Below are 26512 nucleotides of genomic sequence, written 5' to 3'. Positions count from 1 at the left end.
AGAGCACCTGACTGTTAATCAGGTTGTCGTCAGTTCGAGTCTGACAGCCGGAGTAAGAAGGAAAGCTAGGAAGAGGAAGAGACTTTGCGTTTTTTCCTCTTTTTAATTTTTTATGACAAAAAAGTAAACTTTTTGTTAATATGGGCTTTTTTTAAGTGCTTATATTTGTTATACTTTCATTGTTATGTTTAGCTTTAATGCTTGTGCATCAAGGGTTAAAGGTGTATATGCATATTTTTAATTGTAATTTATCATATTGGTCTGAATGATTTGGGGAAGTCACAGACTTTTATTTTAAACCTAATTAAGAAAACGCTAACACATTTTTAGATGCCGACTAAATAAGGGGGAAGTATTTATGGTTGGAATCGTTCTAGCCAGTCACGGTGGATTCGCAGACGGAATCTTCCAATCGGCTGAAATGATTTTTGGACCACAACAAAATTTGGCTCATGTTATTTTGAAGCCAGATGAAGGTCCTGATGACATTCATAAAAAAATGGAAGATGCAGTAGCATCTTTTGACGATCAAGAACAAGTTCTTTTCATCGTTGACTTATGGGGAGGAACTCCATTCAATCAAGCTAATGACTTAGTTGGTAAGCATAAAGATACTTGGGCAATTGTTTCAGGTATGAACTTACCAATGGTTATTGAAGCTTTAGGTCAAAGATTGGCAAGTGACAATGCCCATGAAATTGCTAAAGGTATTGTTAAGCCTGGTAAAGATGGTATTAAGACTATCCCAGAAGATTTAATGCCAAAGGAAGCTCCAAAAGCTGAAGCTAAAAAGGCACCAGAAAAGAGCCAATCTAAAGGCGCAATTGCACCAGGTACTGTTTTAGGCGACGGACATATTAAGCACGTTTTAGCACGTGTTGATACTCGTCTATTGCACGGACAAGTTGCGACTGGTTGGACTAAGACTACTAATCCAAATAGAATTATTGTTGTTTCTGATAAGGTTTCAAAAGACAACTTACGTAAAAATATGATTAAGCAAGCTGCACCTGCTGGTGTACATGCTCACGTTGTTCCATTGAAGAAGATGGTTGAAGTTGAAAAAGACCCTCGCTTCGGTGACACACGTGCTTTATTATTATTTGAAACTGTCGAAGACGCATTAGCAGCTGTTAAGGCTGGCGTGCCATTAAAAGAAATTAACTTAGGTTCATCTGCTTATAAAGATGGAAAAGTTAACGTTACTAAGGCTCTTTCATTTGATCAACAAGATATTGATGCAATCAAAGAACTTGAAAAAATGGGCGTTAAGTTTGATGTTCGTGGTGTTCCTGGTGATAAGCCGGCAGATATCAACGAATTAGTAGACAAAGCTGAAAAACTTTTAGCTGAAAAGAAAAACTAGGGGGATTAATCAATGAATGGTATTCAAATGATCCTTGTAATATTAGTTGCCTTTATCGTTGGGTGTTCTAGTGTTATGGATCAAATGGAAACTTACCAACCATTAGTAGCTTGTTCACTTATTGGTTTGGTAACTGGACACTTGGAATTAGGCGTTATGCTAGGTGGCCAATTGCAATTTATCGCAATGGGTTGGGCTAACGTTGGTGCTGCTATGGCACCAGATGCTTCATTAGCTGGTATTGCAGCTGCTATCATCTTAATTGAAGGTGGACAAGGTGAAGCTGGTATTGGTACTGCTATGGGTATCGCTGTGCCTTTAGCTGTTGCTGGTTTGTTCTTAACTATGTTAGTACGTACCATTACTGTTGGTATTGCTCATATTATGGACAGAAAAGCAGAAGAAGCAAACTACAAGTCTATTGAAAGATGGCAATTTATTGGTTTATCTCTTCAAGGTTTACGTGTTGCTATCCCAGCTGCTTTATTATTAGCTATTCCAGCTAACTTGGTTCGTCAAGGATTGGAATCTATGCCTGCATGGTTAACTCAAGGTATGACTATCGGTGGTGGTATGGTTGTTGCCGTAGGTTACGCAATGGTTATCAACATGATGGCTAGTCGCGAAGTATGGCCATTCTTCTTCCTTGGATTTGCACTTGCTGCACTTCAAGAATTAACTTTGATCAGTTTAGGTATTATCGGTGTTGTTTTAGCTATTCTTTACTTATCTCTTGAAGGTAAGGGCGGTAATGGCTCAAGCAACGGTGGTTCAAGCAGTGATACTGGTGATCCACTTGGTGATATCTTGGATGATTATTAATAGAGAGCAAGGAGAGGTGTAAAATGGCTGATAAAAAAGTTACTTTATCAAAAAGCGATAGAAGAAAAGTTTTATTACGTTCTTACTTTCTTTTAGCATCATTCAACTACGAAAGAATGCAGAACGGTGGGTTTGTTTTCTCAATGATCCCAGCAATCAAGAAATTATATAAAAATAAAGAAGACCGTGCCGCAGCTTTGAAGCGTCACTTGGAATTCTTTAATACTCACCCATTTATGGCAAACCCAATCTTCGGTGTTACTTTAGCATTGGAAGAAGATCGTGCTAACGGTGCAGATATCGATGACGCCGCAATTTCCGGTGTTAAAGTTGGTATGATGGGGCCTTTAGCTGGTGTTGGTGATCCTGTTTTCTGGTTCACTATGAGACCTATTTTAGCTGCCATGGGTGCTGCTTTAGCTGTTTCCGGTAACGTATTAGGACCAATTTTGTTCTACGTTATCTGGAACATTATGGCTTGGGCTGTTAAGTGGTATAGTCAAGAATTTGGTTACCGTGCTGGTACTAAAATTACTGACGACGCTTCAGGTGGTTTATTACAAAAGGTTACCCGTGGTGCTTCAATGATGGGTATGTTCGTTATTGGTGCCTTGATTCAACGTTGGGTAACAATTAACTTCACTCCAGTTATTTCTAAAGTTAAGTTGCAAAGTTCACAATACATTCACTGGGACAAATTACCTAGTGGTGTTAATGGAATTAAAGAGGCTTTATTACAATATAATTTAGGCAAGGGTAAAGCTCTAACTCCATTCAAGGAAACTACACTTCAAAGTAACTTGGATCAATTAATTCCAGGTTTAGCTGCATTACTTTTAACTTTCTTATGTATGTGGTTATTGAAGAAGAAAGTTTCACCAATCGTTATTATTATTGGTATCTTCGTTGTAGGTGTTCTTGCTCACGTAGCAGGTTTACTTTAATTGATAATAAAAAGCCTCACTGTTAGGTGAGACTTTTTTTGTATAAACAGGGAGGCAATAAGATGGTTAAGTCTATGAATACCAAGGTTGAGTTAGTTACTAGCGCAACATATTTTGTAGGTTTAAGTTCTAATGGGAAAATTATGATCGGCGATAAAGCATTTGAATATTATGATGATCGCAATCCTAATAATTATGTTCAAATTCCTTGGAACGAAGTAGATAAAGCTATCGCAGCTGTTTATTTTAATAGATGGATTCCGAGATTTATCATCCGTACTAAAAGAAATGGACAGTTTAGATTCTCTGCGAAAAATAATAAAAAGGTGCTGCGTGCAGTGAGAAATCATATTCCAGCTGATGATATTGTAAGATCGCTTACCTTTTTCCAAGGCATTAGTCGAGGAATAAAACGAATTTTTACTAGAAATAACTAATTAAAAAATTGCATAATACTTGAAAGACATTACAGGTATTATGCAATTTTTTTGCTAATTATAAATAAGTCTTTTCAAGAAAGCGCATCCTGTATTAAAATGTCTTTAATATTGTCACAAAAAGTCGATTTATTCATACAGGAGAACTAGAAATTTATGAGAGATAAAAAGTCAATGCCGCAATTAAAGCGATCAATGACCGCTGGCCAAATGGAAATGATTTCACTTGGTGGCGCAATTGGTGTTGGACTTTTTATGGGATCGACCTCAACCATTAAGTGGACAGGGCCATCTGTATTATTAGCTTATATGTTTGTTGGCTTGATTCTGTATATTGTTATGCGTGCATTAGGAGAAATGCTCTATGTCAACCCAGGCACAGGTTCATTTGCGGACTATGCAACTGAATATGTTCATCCATTAGCAGGTTATTTGGCAGAGTGGGCGAATGTATTTGAATACATTGTTGTGGGGATGTCAGAAGTAGTAGCCGCAACCGAATACTTGCGCTTTTGGTGGCCAAACGTAAATGCCTTTTGGTCCGGAATAATAATTATTTTATTCTTACTTTTAGCTAACTTAGCTAGTGCTAAAGCCTATGCTTCATTAGAATTTTGGTTTGCGATGATCAAAGTAATTACCATTATTATTATGATTATTTTGGGATTTGCGATTATTTTGTTTGGTTTTGGTAACCATGGTCATGCAGTTGGCTTCAGCAACTTATGGAGCCATGGTGGCTTTTTCACAGGCGGAGTAAAAGGATTCTTTTTCTCAATGTCAATTATTGTCGGATCGTATGAGGGAATAGAGCTGTTAGGAATTTCTGCCGGCGAAGTTGCCAATCCGCAACAAGCTATTGTTAAGAGCGTTAAATCTGTTTTATGGCGTATCCTTATTTTCTACGTTGGAGCTATTTTTGTTATCGTAACAATCTATCCATGGGACCAATTAAGTAGTATTGGTTCTCCATTTGTTACTACATTTGCCAAAGTAGGAATTACTGCAGCAGCTAGTGTAATTAACTTCGTTGTTTTGACAGCTGCCTTATCTGGAGCAAATTCGGGAATTTATTCTTCAAGTAGAATGCTATTTAAGTTAGCGCATGATGGAGAAGCTCCCAAGATATTTGGTCATATTTCTAAAAGAATTGTGCCTAGTCGTGCAATTATGGGGATTTCTGGTGGTATCTTAATTGGTTTTATCTTAAATATGATTGCAGCGACAATTAATAAGTCGACGCAAGATTTATTTGTTATCGTCTTTTCATCCTCTGTTTTACCGGGGATGATCCCATGGTTTGTGATTTTGCTGGCAGAGCTACGTTTTCGTCGCAATAATCCATATTTATTAGAAAATCATCCATTTAGGTTGCCACTTTACCCATACTCAAATTACTTTGCATTTGTCATGCTCATTGTAATTGTGATTTTCATGTTAATAAATCCAGAAACTCGGGTTTCTGTGTTAGTTGGTGGGGCAGTTTTGATTATTGCAACTGTAGTATATCTGATTCGTCACCGTAAAAGCAGTAAAGGAGAAATAGAAAATGGAGAATAAATCTAAATCTACTGCTCCTAAGTTAAAACGCTCTATGACGGCACGTCAGATGGAAATGATCTCACTTGGTGGTGCAATCGGTGTTGGACTTTTCATGGGATCGACGTCAACTATTAAATGGACGGGACCATCTGTATTATTAGCTTATATTTTTGTCGGAATAATTTTATATATTGTTATGCGAGCATTAGGGGAAATGCTTTATGTGAACCCTAGTACCGGATCATTTGCGGACTATGCAACAGAATATATTTCTCCTTTAGCAGGATATTTAGCTGAATGGGCAGCTGTTTTTCAATATATTGTTGTAGGAATTTCAGAAGTAGTGGCTGCCACTGAATATTTACGCTTTTGGTGGCCGAATGTAAATGCCTTTTGGTCTGGAATAATAATTATTCTATTCTTGCTCTTAGCGAACTTAGTAAGTGCTAAAGCTTATGGCGCATTAGAGTTCTGGTTTGCCATGATTAAGGTAGTTACTATCATTTTGATGATTATCTTAGGGATGCTGGTCATTGTTTTAGGGGTAGGAAATCACGGCGTACCGATTGGTTTTAGTAACTTGTGGAGTCATGGGGGATTTTTCCCTAATGGAGCCAAAGGATTCTTTTTCTCAATGGCCATCATTGTAGGATCATATGAGGGAATTGAATTAATCGGAATTTCTGCCGGCGAAGTTGCCAATCCGCAACAAGCTATTGTTAAGAGCGTTAAGTCTGTTTTATGGCGTATTCTTATTTTCTACGTTGGTGCAATTTTTGTAATTGTGACGATTTATCCATGGGATCAATTAAGCAATATCGGCTCACCATTCGTAGAAACTTTCACTAAAGTTGGAATTACTGCAGCTGCAGGAATTATTAACTTTGTTGTTTTAACAGCTGCTTTATCTGGGGCAAACTCAGGAATCTATTCTTCAAGTAGAATGCTGTTTAAATTAGCTCACGATGGAGAAGCTCCAAAGACATTTGGTCACATATCTAAGAGAATTGTGCCAAATCGGGCAATTATTGGTATTACGAGCGGTATTTTAATCGGTTTTGTCTTAAACTACGTTGTTTCTACTTTAAACAAGAGTATGGGCGAATTATTTGTTATCGTTTATAGTTCTTCAGTTCTGCCTGGGATGGTAGCTTGGTTTGTAATTTTGATTGCAGAATTGAAATTTAGAAGACATAATCCTGAGCTGATGAAAAAGCATCCATTTAAGTTGCCATTTTATCCATACTCAAATTATTTTGCTTTTACGATGCTTATCGTAATTGTAATCTTCATGTTCATTAACCCAGAAACGCGAGTGTCAGTTTCTGTAGGAGCTGGAGTTTTAATTTTAGCGACAGCTGTTTATTTAATTCGTCACAGAAAAAATAAGTCCTCAGAAAAATAAAAATATCCTTCTTACTTGTAGTAAGTGGCCTTTTCTTGTATAGTAAGTATAGACAAAAATGGGGAGGAATTAACTATGGTAAAACCACTTATTGGAATTTCAGGTTCAGTAATTATTGATGATGGGGGTATTTTTCCGGGCTATCGTCGTAGTTATGTTAATGAAGACTATGTTGATTCAGTTGTTCAAAATGGTGGGATACCTTACATTATTCCTTTCAACGAAGATAAAGAGGTCATTAAAGAGCAGTTAGACCATGTACAAGGTTTAATTTTATCTGGTGGTCATGACGTTGATCCTCATAATTATGGACAAGAACCAGAGCAAAAGTTAGGCAATATTTGGCCTGAACGTGATCAATTTGATATGGAATTGCTTCGTTTGGCCGAAGAAAAGAAAATTCCGGTGCTTGGAATCTGTCGCGGGATGCAAATTATTAATGTAGCTCATGGCGGAACTCTTTATCAAGATTTAAGCTATCGTCAAGAAAAAACTTTGAAGCATAATCAAGACCAAACACCGACTTTGCTTACGCATACTGTTAAAACAGTAGCTGGCAGCAAGATTGCTAATTTGCTTGGAAAAGAGAGTTTGCAAACAAATTCTTTCCACCATCAATTGGTAGATAAAGTTGCTCCTAATTTTAAAGTAGCAGCACGTTGCGTTGATGGGGTAGTAGAAGCAATCGAAAACGACGATGCATCAGTTATTGCCGTACAATGGCATCCTGAAATGCTTCACCGCGTAGTTTCTTATCAAAATAATTTATTCAAATATATTATTGATAAGGCGCAAAAATAAGGAAGGAAAGCTAGAAAATGAGTAAGAGCGAAAATGATAAGCTAGGATTTTGGTCCATAGTACTATTAGCTATTAACGCTATTATTGGATCAGGAATCTTTTTAACTCCCGGAAGCGTTGTACAACAAGCCGGCTCTAAAGCCTTAATTGTTTACCTTATTGCTGCTTTAATCGCCTCAGTACTTGCAATTAGTTTTGCAGCCGCTGCTAAGTATGTTACTAAATCAGGTGCAGCTTATGCATATTCTAAAGCTGCATTTGGTAACAACGTTGGATTTTATATGGGAATTTTGCGTTACTTTTCAGCCAGTGTTGCCTGGGGAGTAATGGCTGTTGGGGTTATTAAATCAACTATTTCTATTTTTGGTGGAAATCCTAATAATAATTGGAACGTTACTTGGGGCTTTTTGATTTTGATGGCTGTAATTACCATTATTAATTTATTCGGTCAAAAAGTCTTAAAGTACGTAATGAACATGGCTACTATTGGTAAATTAGCCGCTTTAGTTTTAATTATCGTAGCCGGCGTGATTTTGTTAATTACTACTGGTGCATCAAGCAATTTAAATGAAGTTGACCAACTTACCCAAAATGGTCAAAAGATTGTGCCAGCATTGACTACTACTGGGTTTGTAATGGCTGTAGTATCTGCGTTTTATGCCTTTACTGGATTTGAATCTGTTGCTTCAGGTTCTGATGATATGCAAGACCCAGAAAAGAACTTGCCACGTGCAATTCCTCTGGCAATTCTTGTAATTGCTATTGTTTATATCGGCGTAGTTGCTGTTGCCATGATCTTAAACCCACGTGCATTAATGACTACTAAGCAAGTAGTTGCAATTGCCGCAATTTTCCAAAACGAAATCTTAAGGGATGTAATTTTGGTTGGTGCTCTTGTTTCAATGTTTGGTATTAACGTGGCATCAAGTTTTAACGCTCCACGTATCTTGGAAGCCATGGCACGTGAAAATCAATTATCCAAGGCATTAACTAAAAGAACTAAGAATAACTTTCCAATTAGAACCTTCTTTATCTCTGTAGGCTTGGCAATTTTAATTCCAATGGCCTTTGAATATAACATGGTTAACTTGATCACTTTAAGTGCTATGGTTCGTTTCTTAGGATTCATTGTTGTTCCATTAGCTGTTATCCAATTCTTCCGTGGTAAGAGTAAAGAGCAAGTTCTAGATGCTCCTAGGAATATTTGGACTGACGTTGTTGCTCCAGTAGTTTCAATTATTTTGGTAATTTTCTTGTTAGTTGAATACAACTGGCGTGCACAATTCGGAATTATGAACGCTAAGGGCGAATTTGTTGGTTTGAATTGGTACGCAATTGCGATGATGATCTTTGGATTTATTATTTTACCAGCGATTATGTTCTTAATTTCTAAAAAAGAACGTCAAAGAAATAATTAATTTTTAAAATGGTATTTAAAAAAGCCACACATATAGTAATTACGCTATATGTGCGGCTTTTTTTCTCTATAAAATTTCAATATGATCTTGAGCGCATTTTTCTAGCATGTCGCTAGGCCAAATGCTGGCTTGAACTTCGCCAATGTGAGCTTTTCCTAATAAGAGCATGCATAAACGTGATTGACCGATTCCGCCACCGATAGAGTACGGCAATTCGCCGCTAAGTACCATCTTATGAAATGGTAAGCTAAGGCGCTCAGTTACGCCAGCTTTTTCCACTTGGCTGCGGAGACTTTCGGCACTTACGCGAATTCCCATTGAAGAAATTTCAATTTTACTGTTAAGTGGCTCATACCAAAATACTAAATCACCGTTTAGTTGCCAATCATCATAGTCTGGTGCCCGACCGTCGTGTGCCTTGCCGCTACGCTTTAATTTATCGCCAATCTTCATAATAAAGACTGCTTTTTCTTCTTTAGCAATCTTATCTTCACGTTCATCAGGACTTAAGTCAGGCCAGCGATCTTCAAGCTCTTGTGTAGTAACGAAAGAAACATGATCAGCTAACCGGTAAGTTGAACCAGGATAGCGAGCAGCCACTAATTTTTCAGTTTCTTTGATTGCTTGGAAAATCTTAGTTACTGTTACTTGGAGATAATCTAAATTACGATCTTCTTTGGCAATTACTTTTTCCCAATCCCATTGATCAACGTAAATGGAGTGAAAGTTATCTAAATCTTCATCGCGTCTAATTGCGTTCATGTTGGTGTAAAGACCTTCATGCATGCCAAAACCGTACTTTTTAAGAGCTAGGCGCTTCCATTTAGCTAAAGAGTGGACAACTTCGATTGTCTTATCAGGCATTGTTTTCATGTCAAAAGCAACTGGGCGTTCAATGCCGTTTAAGTTGTCGTTTAAACCGGTATTTTTTTCGACAAACATTGGGGCTGACATTCTTTGAACGTTTAAAATGCTAGCAAGTTTATCTTGAAAAGTTTCGCGAATAAAGACAATTGCTGCTTCAGTGTCGCGAATGTTTAATGTGGGACGATAGTCTTTAGGTAAAATGAGTTCCATAATGTTTTCCTTCTTTAATTAGATTTAGAAGTAAAGAAAAAGCCCTTCGCTTCTGAAATTCTCAGGACGAAAGGCTTTTTTCCGCGGTACCACCTAAATTGTCTAGCATTGCTAGACCAGCTTATAGAATACAATCATATTCTATCGATAAGATAACGTATCGAAGACGGCAGCACTTAGTTTAAAGAAAATTTATTTCAGTGTGCAGCGAGAAAAAGTGTTTTTCGATAAACCAGGGTCTGCTAACTTCGCACTAACGTTAACTCACTGAAAGAATAGTTTATTTACTCGTCTTTTTCATAGCTTTTAGAAAACTTTGAATTAAGTATTGATTATATTAAAACTTATTCAGATAAATATTGCAAGAATTAATTTGAGATTTTTGTTAATATGAACAAGGAAGATTTTAAGGAGAGAATTTAATGTCGAAAAAAAGATTGTGGACTTGTTTAGCGGCATTGGCCTGTGTGTTTTGGGGAATATCGGGCTTGTTTGCGCGTGGATTATTTAATATTAGTAGCGAAATTACGCCAATTTGGATTTCTCAAGTAAGAATGATAGTTAGTGGAGTAATTTTATTAGTTTTCGCACAATTGACGGGTAAAAAACCATTAAAGACCGTAACTAATAAAAAAGATGCCATTACCGTTTTTTCATACGGACTGTTAGGATTATTGCCGGTGCAGTATTGTTATTTCGTAGTAGTGCAGCAGGCTAATGCTTCTATTGCGACGATCTTGCAATTTGTGGGACCATTTTTTGTGATGCTTTATATGGTTGTTTTTGAACACCAAGTGCTGCGGGCAATTGATGTTATAGCTGCTATTGTAGCCTTTGTCGGCGTATTTTTCTTAGCTACGCATGGTCACTTTAATCAACTATCTTTGTCGCCTAGCGTCTTATTTTGGGGCTTTTTATCGGCAGTTGGGGTAGCTACTAATACTTTAATTCCGCGACGCTTGCTTGATCATACTTCAAGCTTGGTTGTGACCGGCTGGGGACTACTATCTGCCGGAATTGCATTGTTAATTGTGCATCCTGTATGGCCACACTTACCAAATAATATAAATGTATTTTGGTTAATGGCTGGCGTAATTGTAATTGGTACTTTGATTCCATTCCAATGGATGATGGGATCGCTGCGTTACATTCAACCATCTACTGCAAGTTTGCTTGATGCATTTGAACCGGTATCTGCGACTATTGGTTCAGTAATTGTCTTTAATTTAACTATGGTGCCAATTGATTGGGTAGGGTCGGTAATGATTATTTTGGCAGTGCTGGCACTTAACTGGCAACCGAAAAAGAAGAATAAATCTACTGCGCTAAAAGAATAGAGGATAAAGATGTTAGTGCTTGTATTTATAAATATCATTATTTGTTTGATAGTTGCGTATCTGTGTCTTAAGACGTTCAGTTTTGACTTTAGTATCTGGACGGTTGGCATTAATTTCATGATTTGCGGCGCAGTGTTGGCTTTGAGTGCATTGCCAGTTAGAAATGATTTTGATGAAAATTCGGTTTTAACTTTTTTAGCTACAATATTCATTATTATTGGCGCTATTTTATTTGTTAGCTCGCTTATAATGCATGTCCCTAAGAAGTTTGACAGAAATAATTTGGGTAATTTAGGAGTTATTTTGACGTTGTCTGGGATTATTGCCATGGTGATCTTGTGGCATCGACCTTTAGTTTGGACGCAAGCGTTGATTCCTGAAATTGCCGTAATTATTGGCATTGTACTATTAGTTAAAAATCGTCTTAAGTAAAATTTTTAGGCGAAGAAAAAATCCTGAAATTCTCTAATTGTAGAGTTTCAGGATCTTTTTGTATCTAGGATTTAATTAGTTCCAAGTATCTTCTTGCATAACCCATTGGTTACCACCAAGGTTGTACCAACGATCGCCGTTGCCTAGCACTTGGTAAGCTTTCCAGTTACTGTTCTTTGGAAGAACGCGTCCAGTTGTGATACCGGAGTTTGGATCAGCGTAAACTTTAGCACCTTTAGGGTTTGAGATCTTAACTGTGAAGTTTGAAAGGTAATTGTATCTTGCAATGCCTTCAGGATTCTTATTAATTAAGTATTGACCAGAAACCCATTGGTTACCACCCAAGTTGTACCAAATTGTGCCGTTAACATTTACATACTTGAAGTATTTCCAAGAAGTACCGTGCTTTAAGTACTTGCCAGGAATTGCGTTTTTACCTGGTTGTGACCAAACGGCGATACCGTAACCTGGCTTGTAGTGAACAGTTACAGTGCCAGTTCCTTGGTGAACTTTTGAGTAGTCAGTAAAACCACTGTTATTGGAATTATTAGTCTTGGTAGTATCCTTCTTAGTAGAAGTTGAAGCGTCTAAATCACTTGCTAATACCCATTGGTTACCACCAAGGTTGTACCATAACATGCCATTATCAGTTTGTAAGAAAGTCTTCCAGCGAGAACCATTTGGAAGAACGCGGCTGGTCTTAGCAGTGGTAGTTGGCTTGCTGTAAATTACAGCACCTTTAGCGTTGTCAACTTTAACAATCTTGCTTGCTACAACAGTTACATTCTTATCTGAAGTAGTGTTAGTCTTAGTAGTATCTTTCTTAGTATCAGCAGGTTTGTTTTCTTTAGCAGTTGAAGATGTGTTCTTAGTTGCTAAGTCGCTTGCTAATACGAATTGGTTACCACCTAAGTTGTACCAAGTTGAGCCATTTTCAACGCGGTAGAATGACTTCCAGTTAGAGCCTTTAGCTAAAGTACGGCTAGTCTTAGCTGCTGCACTAGGTGCTGAGTAAACAACAGCGCCGTTACTGCTAGCAGTTACGATTTCATCAGCGTAGACAGTCTTACTGTCGCTCTTTGCAGGAGTCTTAGTAGTATCAGTTTTAGTATTGGTGTTAGTGTTGGTAGTCTTGTTAGTTGTAGTTGTGGTCTTAGCTGGAGCAGAAGCTTCAATCTTTACGTATGAGCCATCAATCCAGCCTGAGTTGTCAGCTAATAAGTACCAGGTATGGCCGTTAACCAATTGGCTTCCAGCTACTTTAACAGTAGATTGACCTGGAACAAATTTACCAGGTATTACATTTTTACCTGGTTGTAACCAAACGGCAATACCAAAGTCAGCTTTATAGTTGATAGTAACATTTTGCGTCTTGGGTTGGTAAGTTTGAGTGATTGTGCTTTGAGCAGTAGTATCAGCAGCCTTCACTGGGGTTGCTACAGCTGTTAAGGCTAATGCGCAAATACCAACGCCAAGAGCGAGAGATTTCTTTGAGTTCATAATTACATTCTTCCTTTTAATACAGTTACAAATTTCATTGTTAGTCTACTCTTTTTAGGGAAAATTGCAACATACAATTAAAGTTATTTTAAAAAATATAGTATTGCTTTAAACTTTTTAAATTTATTTAATAATTGAAAAACAAGGGGCTATGAAAATCAATTTATGTTGGAGGAATTAAATAAAGAGCAGGACAATTTTCTGCTCTTTATTTGTTGCTTATCTTACTTTAACATCTAAGGCCGATACCCATTGATTACCGCCAAGGTTGTAGTATGGAACGCCGTAATTAATTGAATTAAAGACTTTCCAACTTGAACCTTGTGGTAAAACTCTAGAAGTAGCAGCAGTCTTAGTACCACCGGCAAGTTCAGCATTTTTATAAATGCGTGTACCTTTAGGGTTTGTGACAGTAACTACAGTATTTTTGTTAACTGTAGGAGCGATAAAGCCAATGCCAGGATCTTGACCATAGTTAACATAGCGAGATGGAATCCATTGATTACCACCTAAGTTGTACCAATATTGACCATCGGCAGTTTGAACAACTTTGAAGTATTTCCATCCACTATTTCTAGGAAGATATTTGTTAATAGGATGTTGACCTGGTTGAGCCCAAACTACAATTGGAGTCTTATAAGTAACTCTAGCAATGCCTTGTAAATCAGGCTTTCGATCGGTAATCGTTGTTGATGCTGAAGAAGCATGAACAGCTGGTGCGCTGATTGCACCTAAGCTAAGAAAGGCAAGCCCTGCGACTAAAAACTTGGTATATTTCATAATAAACCTCCTAAATAAATCTGTATTCACTCTTAATTCTAAAGCGTATAGCAATAAATGCAAGCTAAATGAGGTAGTTATTCACCTTTGCCCCATTGAGTATATTTCTTAGGGATGTATTCATCGTTACCTACAAGATAACAAATTTCGCCATTAATTACTCTCGTGTACTTAACGTTCCAACGGGTACCAGTCTTAAATACTTTATTAGATCCTTGAACTTGAGTACCATCGGCGTGCAATGCATTTACACCATAATTTGGTTGATAGTGAATTGTAATAATTCCATTGTCATAGTGGCTGGTATATTTTTTAGGAATATAAGTATTATTACCAACTAAGTACATTTCTTCGCCATTAATTACTTTAGTATTAACGACTTTCCAGCGAGTACCGTCTTTAAATTTGTAATTACTACCGGCAATTGATTTACCAGTATTTTGGAAGGCTAAGACACCATACCCAGGTTTGTAGACAATTTGTGCAATTTGTTCTGGTTCTGGAACAGTTCCTACAGGTGTGGAAGCTACGGCGCTACCACCTGCTTCATGATCCCAAGCAGCTAAGCCGTAAGTATCGATAGCATTAATAAGTTGTGCAGCGTAATTCGGTGCAGTTGCATAACCGTCTTGTTGAATTAAGCGAGCTACTTCATGGTAGTCGGTCTTTCCGAGAATATTATGGTAGCGTGGATTATCAATAAAGAAGTTAGCGTGATCTTCTACTGAAGCAGACCAGGATGGATATTTTCTAAAGGCTGCGTTGATAGTGTAATAACCACGACCTGGAGCATATTCTGATGTAGGGAATGTAATAGATTGTCCGTTATATGAACCTTTAATACCAAATAAGTTGTTACCGAGAGTTGATAATTTTGATGTTCCCCAACCACTTTCGATAATAGCTTGAGCAGCAGTAATTGATGGAAGAACACCTTTTGCCTTACTTGCTAATGCTCCTGCTTTAATTTGATTCAAGAAGTTAGTTTGATATGAAGCCATGTAAAAACTCATAAAGATAGATGGTTGAGCAATGTTTTGGAATCCAGCATTAGAACTGTAGTAACCAGGTCCAATAGATGAGTTTTTGTTTACGCTAACAGTTTGTTTGTCATTTTGTTTAGTAGCTTTTTCATCAGCTTGTTTTTCTTTAATGGTATTTTCTACTTCAGCACCATTATTAGCAGTTGTTTCAGCGAATACTGAAGAAGCTGTAGCATTAAATGCAGATAAAGCCATTAAAGTGGCACCTGAAATTCCGATAAACTTGTTGGTTAACTTCATAATTTTTCTCCTCATTTTTTAGTTAATATAAGTTACAGCGAGAATTATTGCAGATTTGAAAATACACATTAGATTGTTTTGCAGATTTGGAATGAATATTGTGTAAAAGGGCTAAAAATATCCAAATATAAAGAAATAAGTTGAAAATAAAAAAGATTTTGCAGAAATGCAAAATCTAAAATTCTATTATTTTAATTGATGTTATCTTTATTAACGTTTAATAACGTTATTTAAACATTAGTCAAAAAGTTAAAAATATTTTTAAGTTCTTCATAGAAATCGGCTCTATGAAGAGCTTCAACTGCATTTAAAATTTCTAGTACACGTTGTTTATTGTTAGTAGCTTTGTAGAGTAGAATAGCATCTAAAAATTGCTTCTGTATATCTAAGTACAAAGAATATTTCGATAAAGAAATTGAACTCATCTTTTTACTTAACTTTGTGGCTTTAGCTGGATCTGTTTCTATTAATGATGTAAGAGCATTTAGTAGAGTATCAAAAGTGTCAATAAAATATTCATAACCAGAATTTTTAGTTTCTGAAATATTATTGACAATCAGAATAGACAATCCATAAATTGCGCGTGGAGAAAGTAAATCTAAACAATTTCCAAAACGACTAATATAGTAATGATTCCAATATGTAATATCCGAAAAAATAGTTTCAAGCTTTTTTACATATTTTGAAGGTAAAAGGTCAATATTAGTTAAAGAAGAATAAAAATTGGCTGCCATTGCAGCGTTGAATAGATCGTCAATGTTTAATGTTGTAGCATATATTTTTATCCACTTAGAATACAACTGTTTCAATTCTAAAGAATTATTTGCTTTAACTGCTTTATCAATCTCTTCAATAAATGGTGTATGACTGGAAAATGATGTGATTGAGATAAACTCAAGTGGAGAAATGTGAATATTATTTAAGAGTTCAAGAACTTGATCAAAGCGCATCTCAATTTGCCCATTTTCCCAGCGTGAAAGAGTAGAAGGCGCTGTTACGTTTTCTGCCGCTTTAGTAAGTGATATATGTTGTTCATTACGCAATTTTTTAAATTCTTTTCCGAACATAGAAAGGACCTTTCTAAATGAAAAAAATAAAAGTTTTATCAGGATTAATAGTATTTTTTAGTCTATTGTATGTGATTCCACGCAGGGTAGGAGCTGACAAATTCTTCTTCCTACCACCAGCAACCCACCAAATTAATCAAACAAATACTAAATAATTTAAAAAATAGACTTAGCCAATCGCTAAGTCTATTTTAACATATGCAAGTATATCAAAAGCTTAATAACTATCGCACCTTGTTCAGCTTACTGTGTCGATATCCATAAACAAAGTAAATCAAAAGTCCGACTGCAAACCAAATTCCAGCAAATAGGTATGTTTTGGCGTGTAAGAAACACATCATCCCTATGCAGGCTAATCCTGAAAGAATCGGAATGAATGGATAAAGTGGCACGCGGAAGTTCCCTTCAGGGATATCCTTGCGCTTACGTAGTAAAATTACGCCAAATGAAACAAAAGTAAATGCTAGTAGCGTTCCGATAGATACTAAGCTAGTTAATTCATCAAGTGAGAATAATCCTCCCATTAAGGCGATGATGATCGTGACAATCCAGAGTGCATTTTCAGGGAGCCCGCTTTTATCGATCTTGCCTAAAAAGCTAGGTAATAATCCGTCACGACCAATAGAATAGATCAAACGCGATGATGAATAAATCATTGATAGCATCATCGTACTCATTCCAACAATTGCACCCAATGAAAGTAAGTCGGCGATCCAGCCCTGATTTACCATCTTGAGTGCATAAGCTACAGGATTGGCTACGTCCAATTGCTTGTAGTTGACCATCCCAGTTAAGACGACAGATACGCCCATATATAAAACTGCAGCGATGATTAAAGTTCCAATGATACCGATTGGCATATTCTTTTTAGGATTTTTAACTTCGGCAGCTGATGAAGATACTACGTCGAATCCTAAAAATGCAAAGAACACTGTCGTAGCTCCATGAAGCACGCCGTTTGCGCCAAATGGAGTAAATGGCTGATAGTTCTTAGGTTTAATGAAGAATAAGCCGACTGCAATAAAGATGAAGATAATCGCAATCTTAATAATTACGGCGGCATTATTGAACTTCATTGAAGATTTCATCCCACGTGAAAGCAGGACTGCAATCAAAATCACGCTGATAACTGCCCAAAGATTGATATAAGTTCCATGAGACGGATCATAAGGTCCTTCTAAAAAGTGCGGGATATGCAGCCCAAAACTATTTAATAGCGAGTTAAAGTAAGCGGCCCATCCTGATGAAACAGCAGCTACTGATAACATATACTCTAAAACTAGCGCCCAGCCTAAGATCCAGCCGATAACTTCGCCGTATAAGATGTTGCCGTATGAATAAGCACTTCCGGCAACGGGGATGCTTGAAGACAGTTCCGCATAACACATACTGCATAATGCACACACAGCAGCGGCAACAATAAATGATAATGTAACGCCGGGGCCTGCTTCAGTTGCAGCAACTGTTCCAGGTAAGATGAAAATACCGGTTCCAATTACGGCTCCAATTCCTAAGGTTAATAAGTCAAAAGCCCCTAGCGTTTTGACAAAGTGCTTATCAGTACCGAGATAACGCTGGAGGCTTTCTTTTCTAAACAGATTCAACTTCATTATTTGTTCGTTCCTCATGTCGATTTAAAATCATCTCTACAATGGCATTGGCAACGTTGACATTTTTAAGTAAAGGTCCGTGAGAATAAGAACCAATCATATTCTTGTAGCGCAGACCTTCTTGTTTGTCTTGGGGATTATTGCCATATCCTTCGATCATTTCGCCGAAGGGATGCAACTTGTCAGTGTCATCAAAGTAAGTTTGACCGGAGTGGTTTTCAAAAGCTTTCACTTCGCCCCATTCAGTCATATAGCGGGTATCGCCGATCATTCGCTTGTCAGCTTTAAAAACTGTATGAAGCGGCAAGATGTCTAAACCTTTGATAGTAACGCCAGAGTTGGTTTTATAGTATGATCCCATTAATTGATAGCCACCGCAGATGCAGAGCATAGGATTTCCAGCATTGATATATTTTTCAATTGTGTCTTTGTGGCGAGGTAAGTCTTTAGCTACGACCGTTTGTTCAAAGTCTTGTCCTCCACCGAAAAAGACAAAGTCATAATCATTTGCGTCAAATTCATCATCTAAAGAAATATTGTCTACTTGCGTATCGTATCCTTTTTTAGCAAGCAAAAACTTCAAGACCTTAACGTCGCCAGAGTCGCCGTAAGTATTCATCAAATCTTCGTAAAGGTAAGCAACCTTAATTAATTTATCTGCCATGTGTATCATCCTTACTATTGTTCATGATAAAAGTATAACCCAAAAAGGGGATGGCACTCAAAAATTGAAAAAATATTAAAATTAATCTAATTTTCGCATAATTGCCCAATTTAAACAAGTAAAAAAAAGCCATTACCTAAGTAATGGCAAAAGTTTAATTATTCATTTCTTCTTGAGCTTTCAAGTGGTTGATTGGGCCCCACTTAGAGCCAATGTTAATTGGGTGAGAAATTGCTTCGTAAGTAAAGTCTTTGGCAATTTCTACTGCGTGTTCTACTGAATTGCCCTTAGCAAGTTCAGCCGTAATTACTGCCGATAAAGTATCGCCGGTGCCATTTACTCGATCTGTCTTAAAGTATGGCTTAGTAAACCATTTTTCACTACTATCAGATAATAGTAAGTAGTCTTTAACTTGATCTTGATTGCCGTCGTGGCGACCTTTAATCAAAACGTTGCTTGCTCCCATGTTTTGCAACATTTGGGCTCCGCGTTTGATTTCTTCTTCATCTTTTAATTCTAGGCCAGTTAATTTTTGTGCTTCATAAAAGTTCGGCGTAATAATTGTAGCTAGTGGCAATAATTCATCTAAAAATGCTTGGTAGGCATCATCAGATAATAGCGTTGCTCCGTGCTTAGTAATAATTACTGGGTCTAACACTACATTAGGCCATTTAACATTTTTTAATTCTTCAGCTACGGCATGGATGATTTCTTTATTAGCAAGCATTCCAGTTTTAACAGCTTTAATTTCAAAATCATCATTTAAAACTTCGAATTGCTTTTTAATGAAATCAACTGGCATTAATTCTTGAGCAAAAATTCCTTGGGAGTTACCAGCTACTGCAGCAGTTAAAATTCCCATTCCGTAAACGCTGCGTGCATAAAAGGCATGTAAGTCAGCAGGCATACCAGCGCTGCCATCGCTGTCATTACCAGCAATTGTTACTGCTTCAATATGTTCTTTGATCATAATTCGACTCCTTCCAACTAGCTTTTTGCTATGTAAACATTATAAGATTAACATGAATTCTCTTTAAATAAAATGCTTTGTCAAAAGATGATATTTAAAGATCCCTCAAAAAAGATCATAATGAGGTTTATATAATAGTAGAAAAGAGAAAAATATGCAGCAATTTATTATGGCCCTGGATGAAGGGACAACTTCGACGCGAGCAATTATTTTTGATCATCAAGGCCAAAAAATCACGGAAGCCCAATGCGAATTTCCACAATACTTTCCTCATCCTGGATGGGTAGAACACAATCCTAACGAGATTTGGAATGCGGTGCAATCAACAATTGCCCAGGCCTTTATTAATTCGCATATTCGTCCTGAGCAAGTTATTTCAATTGGGATTACCAACCAGCGCGAAACAACCGTAATTTGGGATAAAAAAACTGGCGAGCCCATTTATAATGCGATTGTTTGGCAGTCGCGACAAACTAATGAATTAGCTGAAAATTTAATTAAGCAAGATCTAGGCGAAATGATTCGCCAAAAAACGGGCTTGATCATTGATCCATATTTTTCCGCAACTAAAATTCGCTGGATTTTGGACCATGTTGCTGGAGCGCAGCGGCGTGCAGAAAAAGGCGAGCTTTTATTTGGGACGATTGATACTTGGCTAATTTGGAAATTAACTAATGGTCGCGTTCATGCGACTGACTTTACCAATGCTTCGCGGACGATGCTGTTTAATATTCATACTTTACAGTGGGATGAAGATATTTTGCGCTTGTTAAATATTCCTGCCCAAATTTTGCCAGAAGTAAAATCCAATTCAGAAATTTATGGCTACACTATTCCTTATCACTTCTTCGGAGGCACTGTTCCCATTAGTGGCGTAGCTGGCGATCAACAAGCAGCTTTAATAGGTCAACTTGCTTTAGAGCCTGGTATGGTTAAAAATACATACGGTACAGGATCGTTTATTGTGATGAATACTGGTCAAAATCCGACGACTTCAAATCATAATTTATTAACTACGATTGCCTATGCTTTGAATGGTAACGTAACTTATGCACTAGAAGGTTCAGTATTTGTGGCCGGCAGTGCAATTCAGTGGTTGCGCGATTCAATGCGCTTTTTCAAAGATGCAGCTGATTCTGAAAAATATGCCTTAGAGTCAAAATCAAATAATGAAGTTTATGTGGTGCCTGCTTTTACTGGGCTAGGTGCGCCTTATTGGGATGCGCAGGCACGCGGTGCAATTTTTGGCATTACACGCGGAACTGACCGCAATGATTTAATTAAGGCAACACTGCAGTCACTGGCTTATCAAACTCGCGATGTAGTCGATACTATGGAAAAAGATTCCGACATTAAAATTAAGGCTTTGCGCGTTGATGGCGGAGCTTCAAATAATAATTATTTGATGCAATTTCAGGCTGATATTTTAAATACGCCAATTGAAAGAGCACAGATTTTAGAAACGACGAGTTTAGGAGCAGCCTTTTTAGCAGGACTTGCGACGAGATACTGGCGCGATTTAAATGAATTAAAACAAGTCTTTAAAATAGGTAGAGATTTTGAACCTAAAATGGATGAAACAGCGCGTCAAGACCTATATCAAGGCTGGTTAACTGCGGTGCGTGCAACTCAGCTTTTTAAGCATAAATAGGCTACAATAAAGTTAGAATGATTAGTTCAAAGCAGGTGAGATAAATGACGCATCAACGTTTAATTGCTTTAGATGGTACTGTTAATTTTCGCGATATAGGCGGCTATGAGAATAATCATGGTCAAAAAGTTAAATGGAATAAAATTTATCGTTCTGATTCTTTGAGTTCGCTAACCCCAGAAGACCAAGAGAAATTAGAGCAAATGAAGGTTACGGTTGATTGCGATTTGCGTTCAACTAATGAACAAGATATGGCCCCAGATCGCTTATGGAAAAATGTAGACTTTGAAGATTGTCATGTTTATAGCGAAGGTCATGGTGGTAATTTCGTGGATGAAAAGCGACCACTATATAAGTTTTTCCACCATATTCCTGAGATGAATTCTTATTTGGGGCAAATTTATCAAGATGTAATTTTGAGTCCTTCTAGTCAAAAGGCTTTTGCCAAAGTTTTTGGTAAGCTGCTTAGTCTAGCTGATAGCGAGGCACTAGTATATCATTGCAGCGCAGGTAAAGACCGCACCGGGATGATGAGTGCATTAATTTTAACCGGCTTAGGCGTTGATGATCAAACGATTGCTAAAGACTACTTGTTAACCAATGAATTATATGGTTTTGGTCTAAAAAAGCAAATGCCTAGCGACACCGAAATGATCCAACTTGTTAACCAGATGAATGTGACTCAAGGAGAAGGCACAGCAATTAAAGGCGTGACTGCTACAATCAATGATGGTTTTGGCAGTTTTGAAAATTACTTTACTAAAATATTAGGTTTTTCAAGGCAAGATTTGGTAGATTTTAGAAAATTATATTTGGTATAATTTTTACTAAAAATCAGTGTTAATATGGTATTGTGATAGATCGTATAGAATTGAAATTTCTGTGAGGTAATTATTGTGCCAACGCTTTCTGATGTAGCTAAAGAAGCTAATGTGTCTAAAATGACGGTTTCGCGAGTTATTAATCATCCTAATCAAGTAACTCCCGAATTAAGAAAAATTGTTTTAGAGGCAATGCATAGGTTGAATTATCATCCTAATTCTGCAGCCAGTGCTTTAGCAAGCAATCGTACTAATGTAGTGAAGTTTGTAATTTTGGAAGATATTGATACGACTGAACCGTATTATATGAACCTTTTATTTGGCATTGCGCAAGGCTTGCAAAAACAGCAATTTGCTTTGCAATTAGTTAGAGATGCCGCTGATGTAGATAAGGGTAATTGCGATGGTTACATTATTACTGGCGCGCGGGCAACAGATTCGGACTGGCTAGATAAGTTAAAAAAGCCATTTGTTTTATTTGGCGAAAATCGTTACGGCTATGACTTTATTGATACCGATAACAAATTAGGCGATCAACTTGCGACGCAGTATGCAATTGATAGAAACTATCAATCAATTATTTTTATGGGAATCGATGAAAAAGAACCCTTTGAATATTCGCGTGAAGCTGGCTATATCAACACTTTACAAAAGTATAAAAAGATCCCGCGAATCTTTCGTGTAGCCAATCATAGTCGCAAGGCGCAGGATTTTATTACTAATAACTGGAAAAAATTTGCGCCAGATACTTGTTTTATTTGCGCTAGCGACCGCATTGCCGTTGGCGTAGTGCGTGCCATTCAAGAAAAAGGCGGAAAGATCCCTAAAGACTTTGGCGTAATTGGTTTTGATGGCGTATTTTTAGATCAGGTGTCTAATCCGAAGTTAACAACAATTAAGCAGCCAATTTTTGAATTGGGACAATCGCTAGCAACTATGATTTTGCAAAAAGTGGCACAAAATGGCGCTGCTCAAGGTGAACTATTAATGCCACCAGAATTAATTAAACGAGAAAGTACAAGATAAAGATAAAAGTCCAAGAAAATTCTTGGACTTTTTTGATACCGGTAACAGCTGATCATTTATTGAAACCGCTTTATAGCTACCGCTAAAATTAAGCTATGGAGGAAAAATTATGACACATTGGTATGATAAAGCGGTTATTTATCAAATCTATCCCAAGTCTTTTCAAGACTCTAATGGAGATGGAATAGGTGACTTAAACGGGATTAGACAACGGATCCCTTATTTAAAAGATTTAGGAATCAATGCTGTTTGGCTTAATCCTGTTTTTGTTTCGCCTCAAGTAGATAATGGCTATGATGTTTCGAATTATTTTGCTGTAGATCCTCATATGGGAACAATGGCAGATATGGATAACTTAATTAAAGATTTACATCAAGCAGGCATTAAAGTAATTATGGATTTTGTCTTGAACCATACTTCAGACCAGCACCCATGGTTTCAAGACGCAATCAAGAATCCTAATAGTATTTATCGCGATTACTACATTTTTGCCGGCGAAAATAATCAAAGACCCAATAATTGGGGTAGTTTTTTTGGAGGCAGCGTTTGGGAGCCGGATCCAGCTGGTACAGGACAATCATATTTTCACTTATTTGATAAGAGAATGCCTGATTTAAACTGGAAAAATCCAGAAGTACGTCATGCGATGCTTGAAATTGCCGAGTATTGGCTGGATAAAGGAATCGATGGCTTGCGTTTAGATGCCTTTATCCATATTGCTAAAGCAGATTTGAGACAAAATTATCCAACTGCAGATAATAGCCAAAATTCGGTTGTTGCAGAAGGATTTTTTGCAAATTTACCGCAAGTACAAGAATGGATGCGTCCATTTTGTGAAGAAATCAAAGCTAAGTATCCTGATACCTTGCTTTTAGGCGAAGCTGCTAGTGCCAGCGTTAACTTAGCCGTTGATTATACGAGCAAGAGAAACCACTTAATGGATAGCGTTATTACTTTTAGATACTTTACTGAAGATGACAGCCAAGTTGATAAGAGTTTTAGCAGTCAGTATCAGCCAAAGAAATTTGATTTTACAGCATTTAAGCAGAATCAAGCTATTTGGCAGCAGACTTTAGCAGGAATTTCGCAGCCAACTTTATATTGGAATAATCATGATATGGCGCGTCTGGCTACCAGAGTTGCCCATAATGATACACAAGCTCGCTCTTTAGCAATGCTCATGTATCTGCAACGCGGAATTCCCGTCATTTATTACGGTGAAGAATTGGGCCTTAAGAATTTAGAGTTTGAAAACAGCGCTGATTTTAAAGATGAAACTGTAGATGAATTCATTAAAAGTGCTAAATCAGCCGGTAAATCTGAAAAACAGGCTCTAGATATGGTTAGTCAAACTCATAAATTGCCAGCTCGCAATCCAATGCCATGGAAAAACAAAGTAAATTACGGCTTTAGCTCTGCTAAGCCATGGCTGGTTGGTAAAAAGTTAGATCAAGCCAATGTTGCTGACGAAATATTAGATAGTAAAAGTATGCTAAATTTCTACAAGCAGATGATCAAGCTTAAAAAGACTGACTTGTTTGAAAAAGGAAGATACTATCTTTTAGCTACCGATAAAAATAGCTATGTTTACCAGCGTGACTATCACGACCAAAGTGCCCTTGTTGCTGTTAACTTAAGTAATCAAACTCAAGAAATTAATTTACCTGATGGTTATGAAAAAGAACTTCTAGCTGCAGGCAAGTACGATATAAAACAAAATAAGTTAGAACTCACTCCTTATGCTGGAGTAGTTTTAGCAAAATAATAATTTATTTTAAGGAGAAAAAAGTATGCAATTAGCCGCATTACGCCACCAAACTGAAAGCGAAGATTGTTTTGCAATTGATCACAGCCATGTTCGCGTACGTTTTCATAGTGCAAAAGATGATGTTGAAAAGGTAATCATTCACTATACTGATAATTACATGCCAACGCAAAGCGATGAAAGCATTGAAATGAAAAAAGTCGGTGTCGGTCAAGTCAGCGATCACTGGGCTGCAACTTTAAAGGCGCCATATCACCGCATTAAATATACTTTTGAAGTAATTGGTAAAGATGGCAGCCATAAAATCGTGGGCGATCGCGGAATTAGCGATTTTAACGAAACCAATTTAAATTCTGATAGTTCATATTTCAAACTGCCATATTTACATGAAATTGATATGGTGAAAACCCCTGATTGGGTCAAAGATACTGTTTGGTATCAAATTTTTCCAGAAAGATTCGCTAATGGTGATAAGAGTAATGACCCAGCAGGTACTAAAGCATGGAATCCTGAAGATCATCCCGGTCGAGAAGACTTTTATGGTGGAGATTTGCAAGGAGTGCTTGATCATTTAGATTATTTACAAAAATTGGGTATTAACGGAATTTACTTCTGTCCCGTATTTAAGGCAAGTTCTAACCATAAATACGATACAATCGATTACTTGCAAATTGATCCAGCTTTTGGCGATAAAGATTTATTTGCTAAAGTGGTCAATGAAGCTCATAAGCGCGGCATTAAAGTGATGCTTGATGCTGTCTTTAACCATTTAGGCGATCAATCAATGCAGTGGCAAGATGTTGTCAAAAATGGCGAAAAATCGCGCTTTAAAGACTGGTTCCACATTAGTTCTTATCCAGTTGAACCTTATCGCGATCCAAGTAAAGGTGAAGGCGAGCCTAATTATGAAACTTTTGCTTTTGAAAAGCATATGCCTAAACTCAACACAGCTAATCCTGAAGTACAAGATTTCTTATTAGAAATTGCGACATATTGGGTAAAATACTTTGACATTGATGCTTGGCGTTTAGACGTTGCTAATGAAGTTGATCACCATTTCTGGAAGAGATTTCATGATGAGTTAGTCAAAATTAAGCCTGATTTTTATATCGTAGGAGAGATTTGGCACTCAGCTCGGCCATGGCTTAACGGTGATGAATTTAGTGGCGTCATGAATTACCCATATACTTTGCAAATTGAAGATCATTTCTTCAGTCATAAACAAAATTCACAAGAGCTGGTTGAACACTTAACTGATCAATTAATGCTTTATCGTGATATGACCAATCAAGCAATGATGGATATGCTCGACAGTCACGACACAGCTCGTATTTTAACTGTTGCTAATGGTAATCAAGATTTAGCCTTGCAAGCATTGACATTTATGTTTATGCAAACAGGCAGTCCATGTATTTACTACGGAACTGAAATGGGGATGAGTGGTGGAAACGATCCAGATTGTCGCAAGCCAATGGATTGGTCTAAAGAAGATGGCCCTGTTTGGGAGCGAGTTCATAAACTAATTGAATTTCGTCGTAAGCATAGCGAAACTCTGGGTCGTGGAAGCGTTTTGTTATCTGTAACAAAGGACAGATTAATTGCGGTGAAACGCCGTGGTAGCGAGGATTTGACGGCTTTGTTTAATACAACTGAGCAAGATGTAAAACTAGACGCTGATCCGCTTTTAGGACAAAATTACGAAAGCGGTTACCTAAAACCGGATGGTTTTGTTATTGTAAAAGGTTGATATACCGCGAAAGATCAGGCTTAGCCTGATCTTTTTTATGTTCAAAT

Annotated in this window: 23 protein-coding genes and 1 other annotated feature; of the genes, 15 read left to right on the top strand and 8 right to left on the bottom strand. The window is 37.3% G+C overall.

The features are described from left to right. Nucleotides 1-358: 358 nt before the first annotated feature. The 8 genes from BN55_RS05955 (at nucleotide 359) to BN55_RS05920 (ending at nucleotide 8735) form a co-directional block, all read left to right on the top strand. A complete protein-coding gene (locus BN55_RS05955; RefSeq protein ID WP_008471055.1) occupies nucleotides 359-1366 on the top strand; it encodes a PTS sugar transporter subunit IIB in 1008 nt (335 codons plus the stop codon). A gap of 12 nt (nucleotides 1367-1378) precedes the next feature. Beyond that, entirely contained in the window at nucleotides 1379-2188 is an 810-nt protein-coding gene (locus tag BN55_RS05950; protein ID WP_008471054.1) for a PTS mannose/fructose/sorbose transporter subunit IIC, read from the top strand. A gap of 23 nt (nucleotides 2189-2211) precedes the next feature. Continuing rightward, the gene (locus BN55_RS05945) at nucleotides 2212-3132 is read left to right on the top strand and encodes a PTS system mannose/fructose/sorbose family transporter subunit IID (RefSeq protein ID WP_008471053.1); all 921 of its coding nucleotides are present in this window, start codon (nucleotides 2212-2214) and stop codon (nucleotides 3130-3132) included. A gap of 62 nt (nucleotides 3133-3194) precedes the next feature. Continuing rightward, nucleotides 3195-3569, top strand: a complete 375-nt coding sequence (locus BN55_RS05940; protein ID WP_008471051.1) for a DUF956 family protein — start codon at nucleotides 3195-3197, stop codon at nucleotides 3567-3569. A gap of 156 nt (nucleotides 3570-3725) precedes the next feature. Next, the gene (locus tag BN55_RS05935) at nucleotides 3726-5129 is read left to right on the top strand and encodes an amino acid permease (RefSeq protein ID WP_008471049.1); all 1404 of its coding nucleotides are present in this window, start codon (nucleotides 3726-3728) and stop codon (nucleotides 5127-5129) included. Beyond that, nucleotides 5119-6516: an amino acid permease gene (locus tag BN55_RS05930; RefSeq protein ID WP_008471048.1), complete on the top strand. Its 1398-nt coding sequence runs from the start codon at nucleotides 5119-5121 to the stop codon at nucleotides 6514-6516. The genes BN55_RS05935 and BN55_RS05930 overlap by 11 nt, the downstream gene beginning before the upstream one ends. A 75-nt stretch (nucleotides 6517-6591) precedes the next feature. Then, nucleotides 6592-7317: a gamma-glutamyl-gamma-aminobutyrate hydrolase family protein gene (locus BN55_RS05925; protein WP_008471046.1), complete on the top strand. Its 726-nt coding sequence runs from the start codon at nucleotides 6592-6594 to the stop codon at nucleotides 7315-7317. A gap of 17 nt (nucleotides 7318-7334) precedes the next feature. Next, nucleotides 7335-8735 (top strand): APC family permease, encoded by a 1401-nt coding sequence (locus tag BN55_RS05920; protein WP_008471045.1) that lies wholly within the window; start codon nucleotides 7335-7337, stop codon nucleotides 8733-8735. A 66-nt stretch (nucleotides 8736-8801) separates the two neighbouring features. Here BN55_RS05920 and asnA read toward each other — a convergent pair whose 3' ends face one another. Beyond that, nucleotides 8802-9812 (bottom strand): aspartate--ammonia ligase, encoded by a 1011-nt coding sequence (asnA, locus tag BN55_RS05915; RefSeq protein ID WP_008471044.1) that lies wholly within the window; start codon nucleotides 9810-9812, stop codon nucleotides 8802-8804. Nucleotides 9813-9871: 59 nt separating this feature from the next. After that, nucleotides 9872-10122: a binding site (T-box leader), on the bottom strand. A gap of 112 nt (nucleotides 10123-10234) precedes the next feature. Between asnA and BN55_RS05910 the strand changes: the two genes are divergently transcribed. Both BN55_RS05910 and BN55_RS05905 read left to right on the top strand, forming a co-directional pair. Continuing rightward, nucleotides 10235-11149, top strand: coding sequence for a DMT family transporter (locus BN55_RS05910; protein WP_008471043.1), 915 nt, complete (start codon nucleotides 10235-10237; stop codon nucleotides 11147-11149). A 9-nt stretch (nucleotides 11150-11158) separates the two neighbouring features. After that, complete coding sequence (locus BN55_RS05905) at nucleotides 11159-11581, top strand: hypothetical protein (RefSeq protein WP_008471042.1); 423 nt, start codon at nucleotides 11159-11161, stop codon at nucleotides 11579-11581. A gap of 75 nt (nucleotides 11582-11656) precedes the next feature. Here BN55_RS05905 and BN55_RS05900 read toward each other — a convergent pair whose 3' ends face one another. From BN55_RS05900 to thiD, 7 genes are all read right to left on the bottom strand, one after another. After that, on the bottom strand, nucleotides 11657-13081 hold the full coding sequence (locus BN55_RS05900) for an SLAP domain-containing protein (RefSeq protein WP_008471041.1): 1425 nt from the start codon (nucleotides 13079-13081) through the stop codon (nucleotides 11657-11659). 219 nt (nucleotides 13082-13300) lie between these two features. Continuing rightward, on the bottom strand, nucleotides 13301-13861 hold the full coding sequence (locus tag BN55_RS05895) for an SLAP domain-containing protein (RefSeq protein WP_008471040.1): 561 nt from the start codon (nucleotides 13859-13861) through the stop codon (nucleotides 13301-13303). Nucleotides 13862-13938: 77 nt separating this feature from the next. After that, the gene (locus BN55_RS05890; protein ID WP_008471039.1) at nucleotides 13939-15144 is read right to left on the bottom strand and encodes a glycoside hydrolase family 73 protein; all 1206 of its coding nucleotides are present in this window, start codon (nucleotides 15142-15144) and stop codon (nucleotides 13939-13941) included. 230 nt (nucleotides 15145-15374) lie between these two features. Further along, nucleotides 15375-16211: an Rgg/GadR/MutR family transcriptional regulator gene (locus tag BN55_RS05885; RefSeq protein ID WP_008471037.1), complete on the bottom strand. Its 837-nt coding sequence runs from the start codon at nucleotides 16209-16211 to the stop codon at nucleotides 15375-15377. Nucleotides 16212-16435: 224 nt separating this feature from the next. Further along, complete coding sequence (locus tag BN55_RS05880) at nucleotides 16436-17821, bottom strand: APC family permease (protein ID WP_040469399.1); 1386 nt, start codon at nucleotides 17819-17821, stop codon at nucleotides 16436-16438. Beyond that, a complete protein-coding gene (locus BN55_RS05875; RefSeq protein ID WP_008471034.1) occupies nucleotides 17802-18485 on the bottom strand; it encodes a type 1 glutamine amidotransferase in 684 nt (227 codons plus the stop codon). The genes BN55_RS05880 and BN55_RS05875 overlap by 20 nt, the downstream gene beginning before the upstream one ends. A 154-nt stretch (nucleotides 18486-18639) precedes the next feature. Continuing rightward, nucleotides 18640-19455 (bottom strand): bifunctional hydroxymethylpyrimidine kinase/phosphomethylpyrimidine kinase, encoded by an 816-nt coding sequence (thiD, locus tag BN55_RS05870; RefSeq protein WP_008471033.1) that lies wholly within the window; start codon nucleotides 19453-19455, stop codon nucleotides 18640-18642. A gap of 154 nt (nucleotides 19456-19609) precedes the next feature. On the opposite strand from thiD, the gene glpK reads away from it, so the two are divergent. The 5 genes from glpK to BN55_RS05845 all read left to right on the top strand — a co-directional run bounded on the left by glpK (nucleotide 19610) and on the right by BN55_RS05845 (nucleotide 26465). Continuing rightward, nucleotides 19610-21106, top strand: coding sequence for a glycerol kinase GlpK (gene glpK / locus BN55_RS05865; protein WP_008471032.1), 1497 nt, complete (start codon nucleotides 19610-19612; stop codon nucleotides 21104-21106). A gap of 44 nt (nucleotides 21107-21150) precedes the next feature. Then, nucleotides 21151-21927, top strand: a complete 777-nt coding sequence (locus BN55_RS05860) for a tyrosine-protein phosphatase (RefSeq protein WP_008471031.1) — start codon at nucleotides 21151-21153, stop codon at nucleotides 21925-21927. A gap of 75 nt (nucleotides 21928-22002) precedes the next feature. After that, a complete protein-coding gene (locus tag BN55_RS05855) occupies nucleotides 22003-22953 on the top strand; it encodes a LacI family DNA-binding transcriptional regulator (protein WP_008471030.1) in 951 nt (316 codons plus the stop codon). A gap of 109 nt (nucleotides 22954-23062) precedes the next feature. Next, a complete protein-coding gene (locus BN55_RS05850) occupies nucleotides 23063-24718 on the top strand; it encodes a glycoside hydrolase family 13 protein (RefSeq protein WP_008471028.1) in 1656 nt (551 codons plus the stop codon). 25 nt (nucleotides 24719-24743) lie between these two features. Continuing rightward, complete coding sequence (locus tag BN55_RS05845; RefSeq protein ID WP_008471027.1) at nucleotides 24744-26465, top strand: glycoside hydrolase family 13 protein; 1722 nt, start codon at nucleotides 24744-24746, stop codon at nucleotides 26463-26465. The last annotated feature ends 47 nt before the right edge of the window (nucleotides 26466-26512 follow it).

The organism is Lactobacillus hominis DSM 23910 = CRBIP 24.179 (assembly GCF_000296835.1).
Taxonomy (GTDB): Bacteria; Bacillota; Bacilli; order Lactobacillales; family Lactobacillaceae; genus Lactobacillus; species Lactobacillus hominis.
The sequence above is the reverse complement of the archived record's forward strand: the minus strand, read 5'-3'. Positions and strand labels throughout refer to the sequence as shown.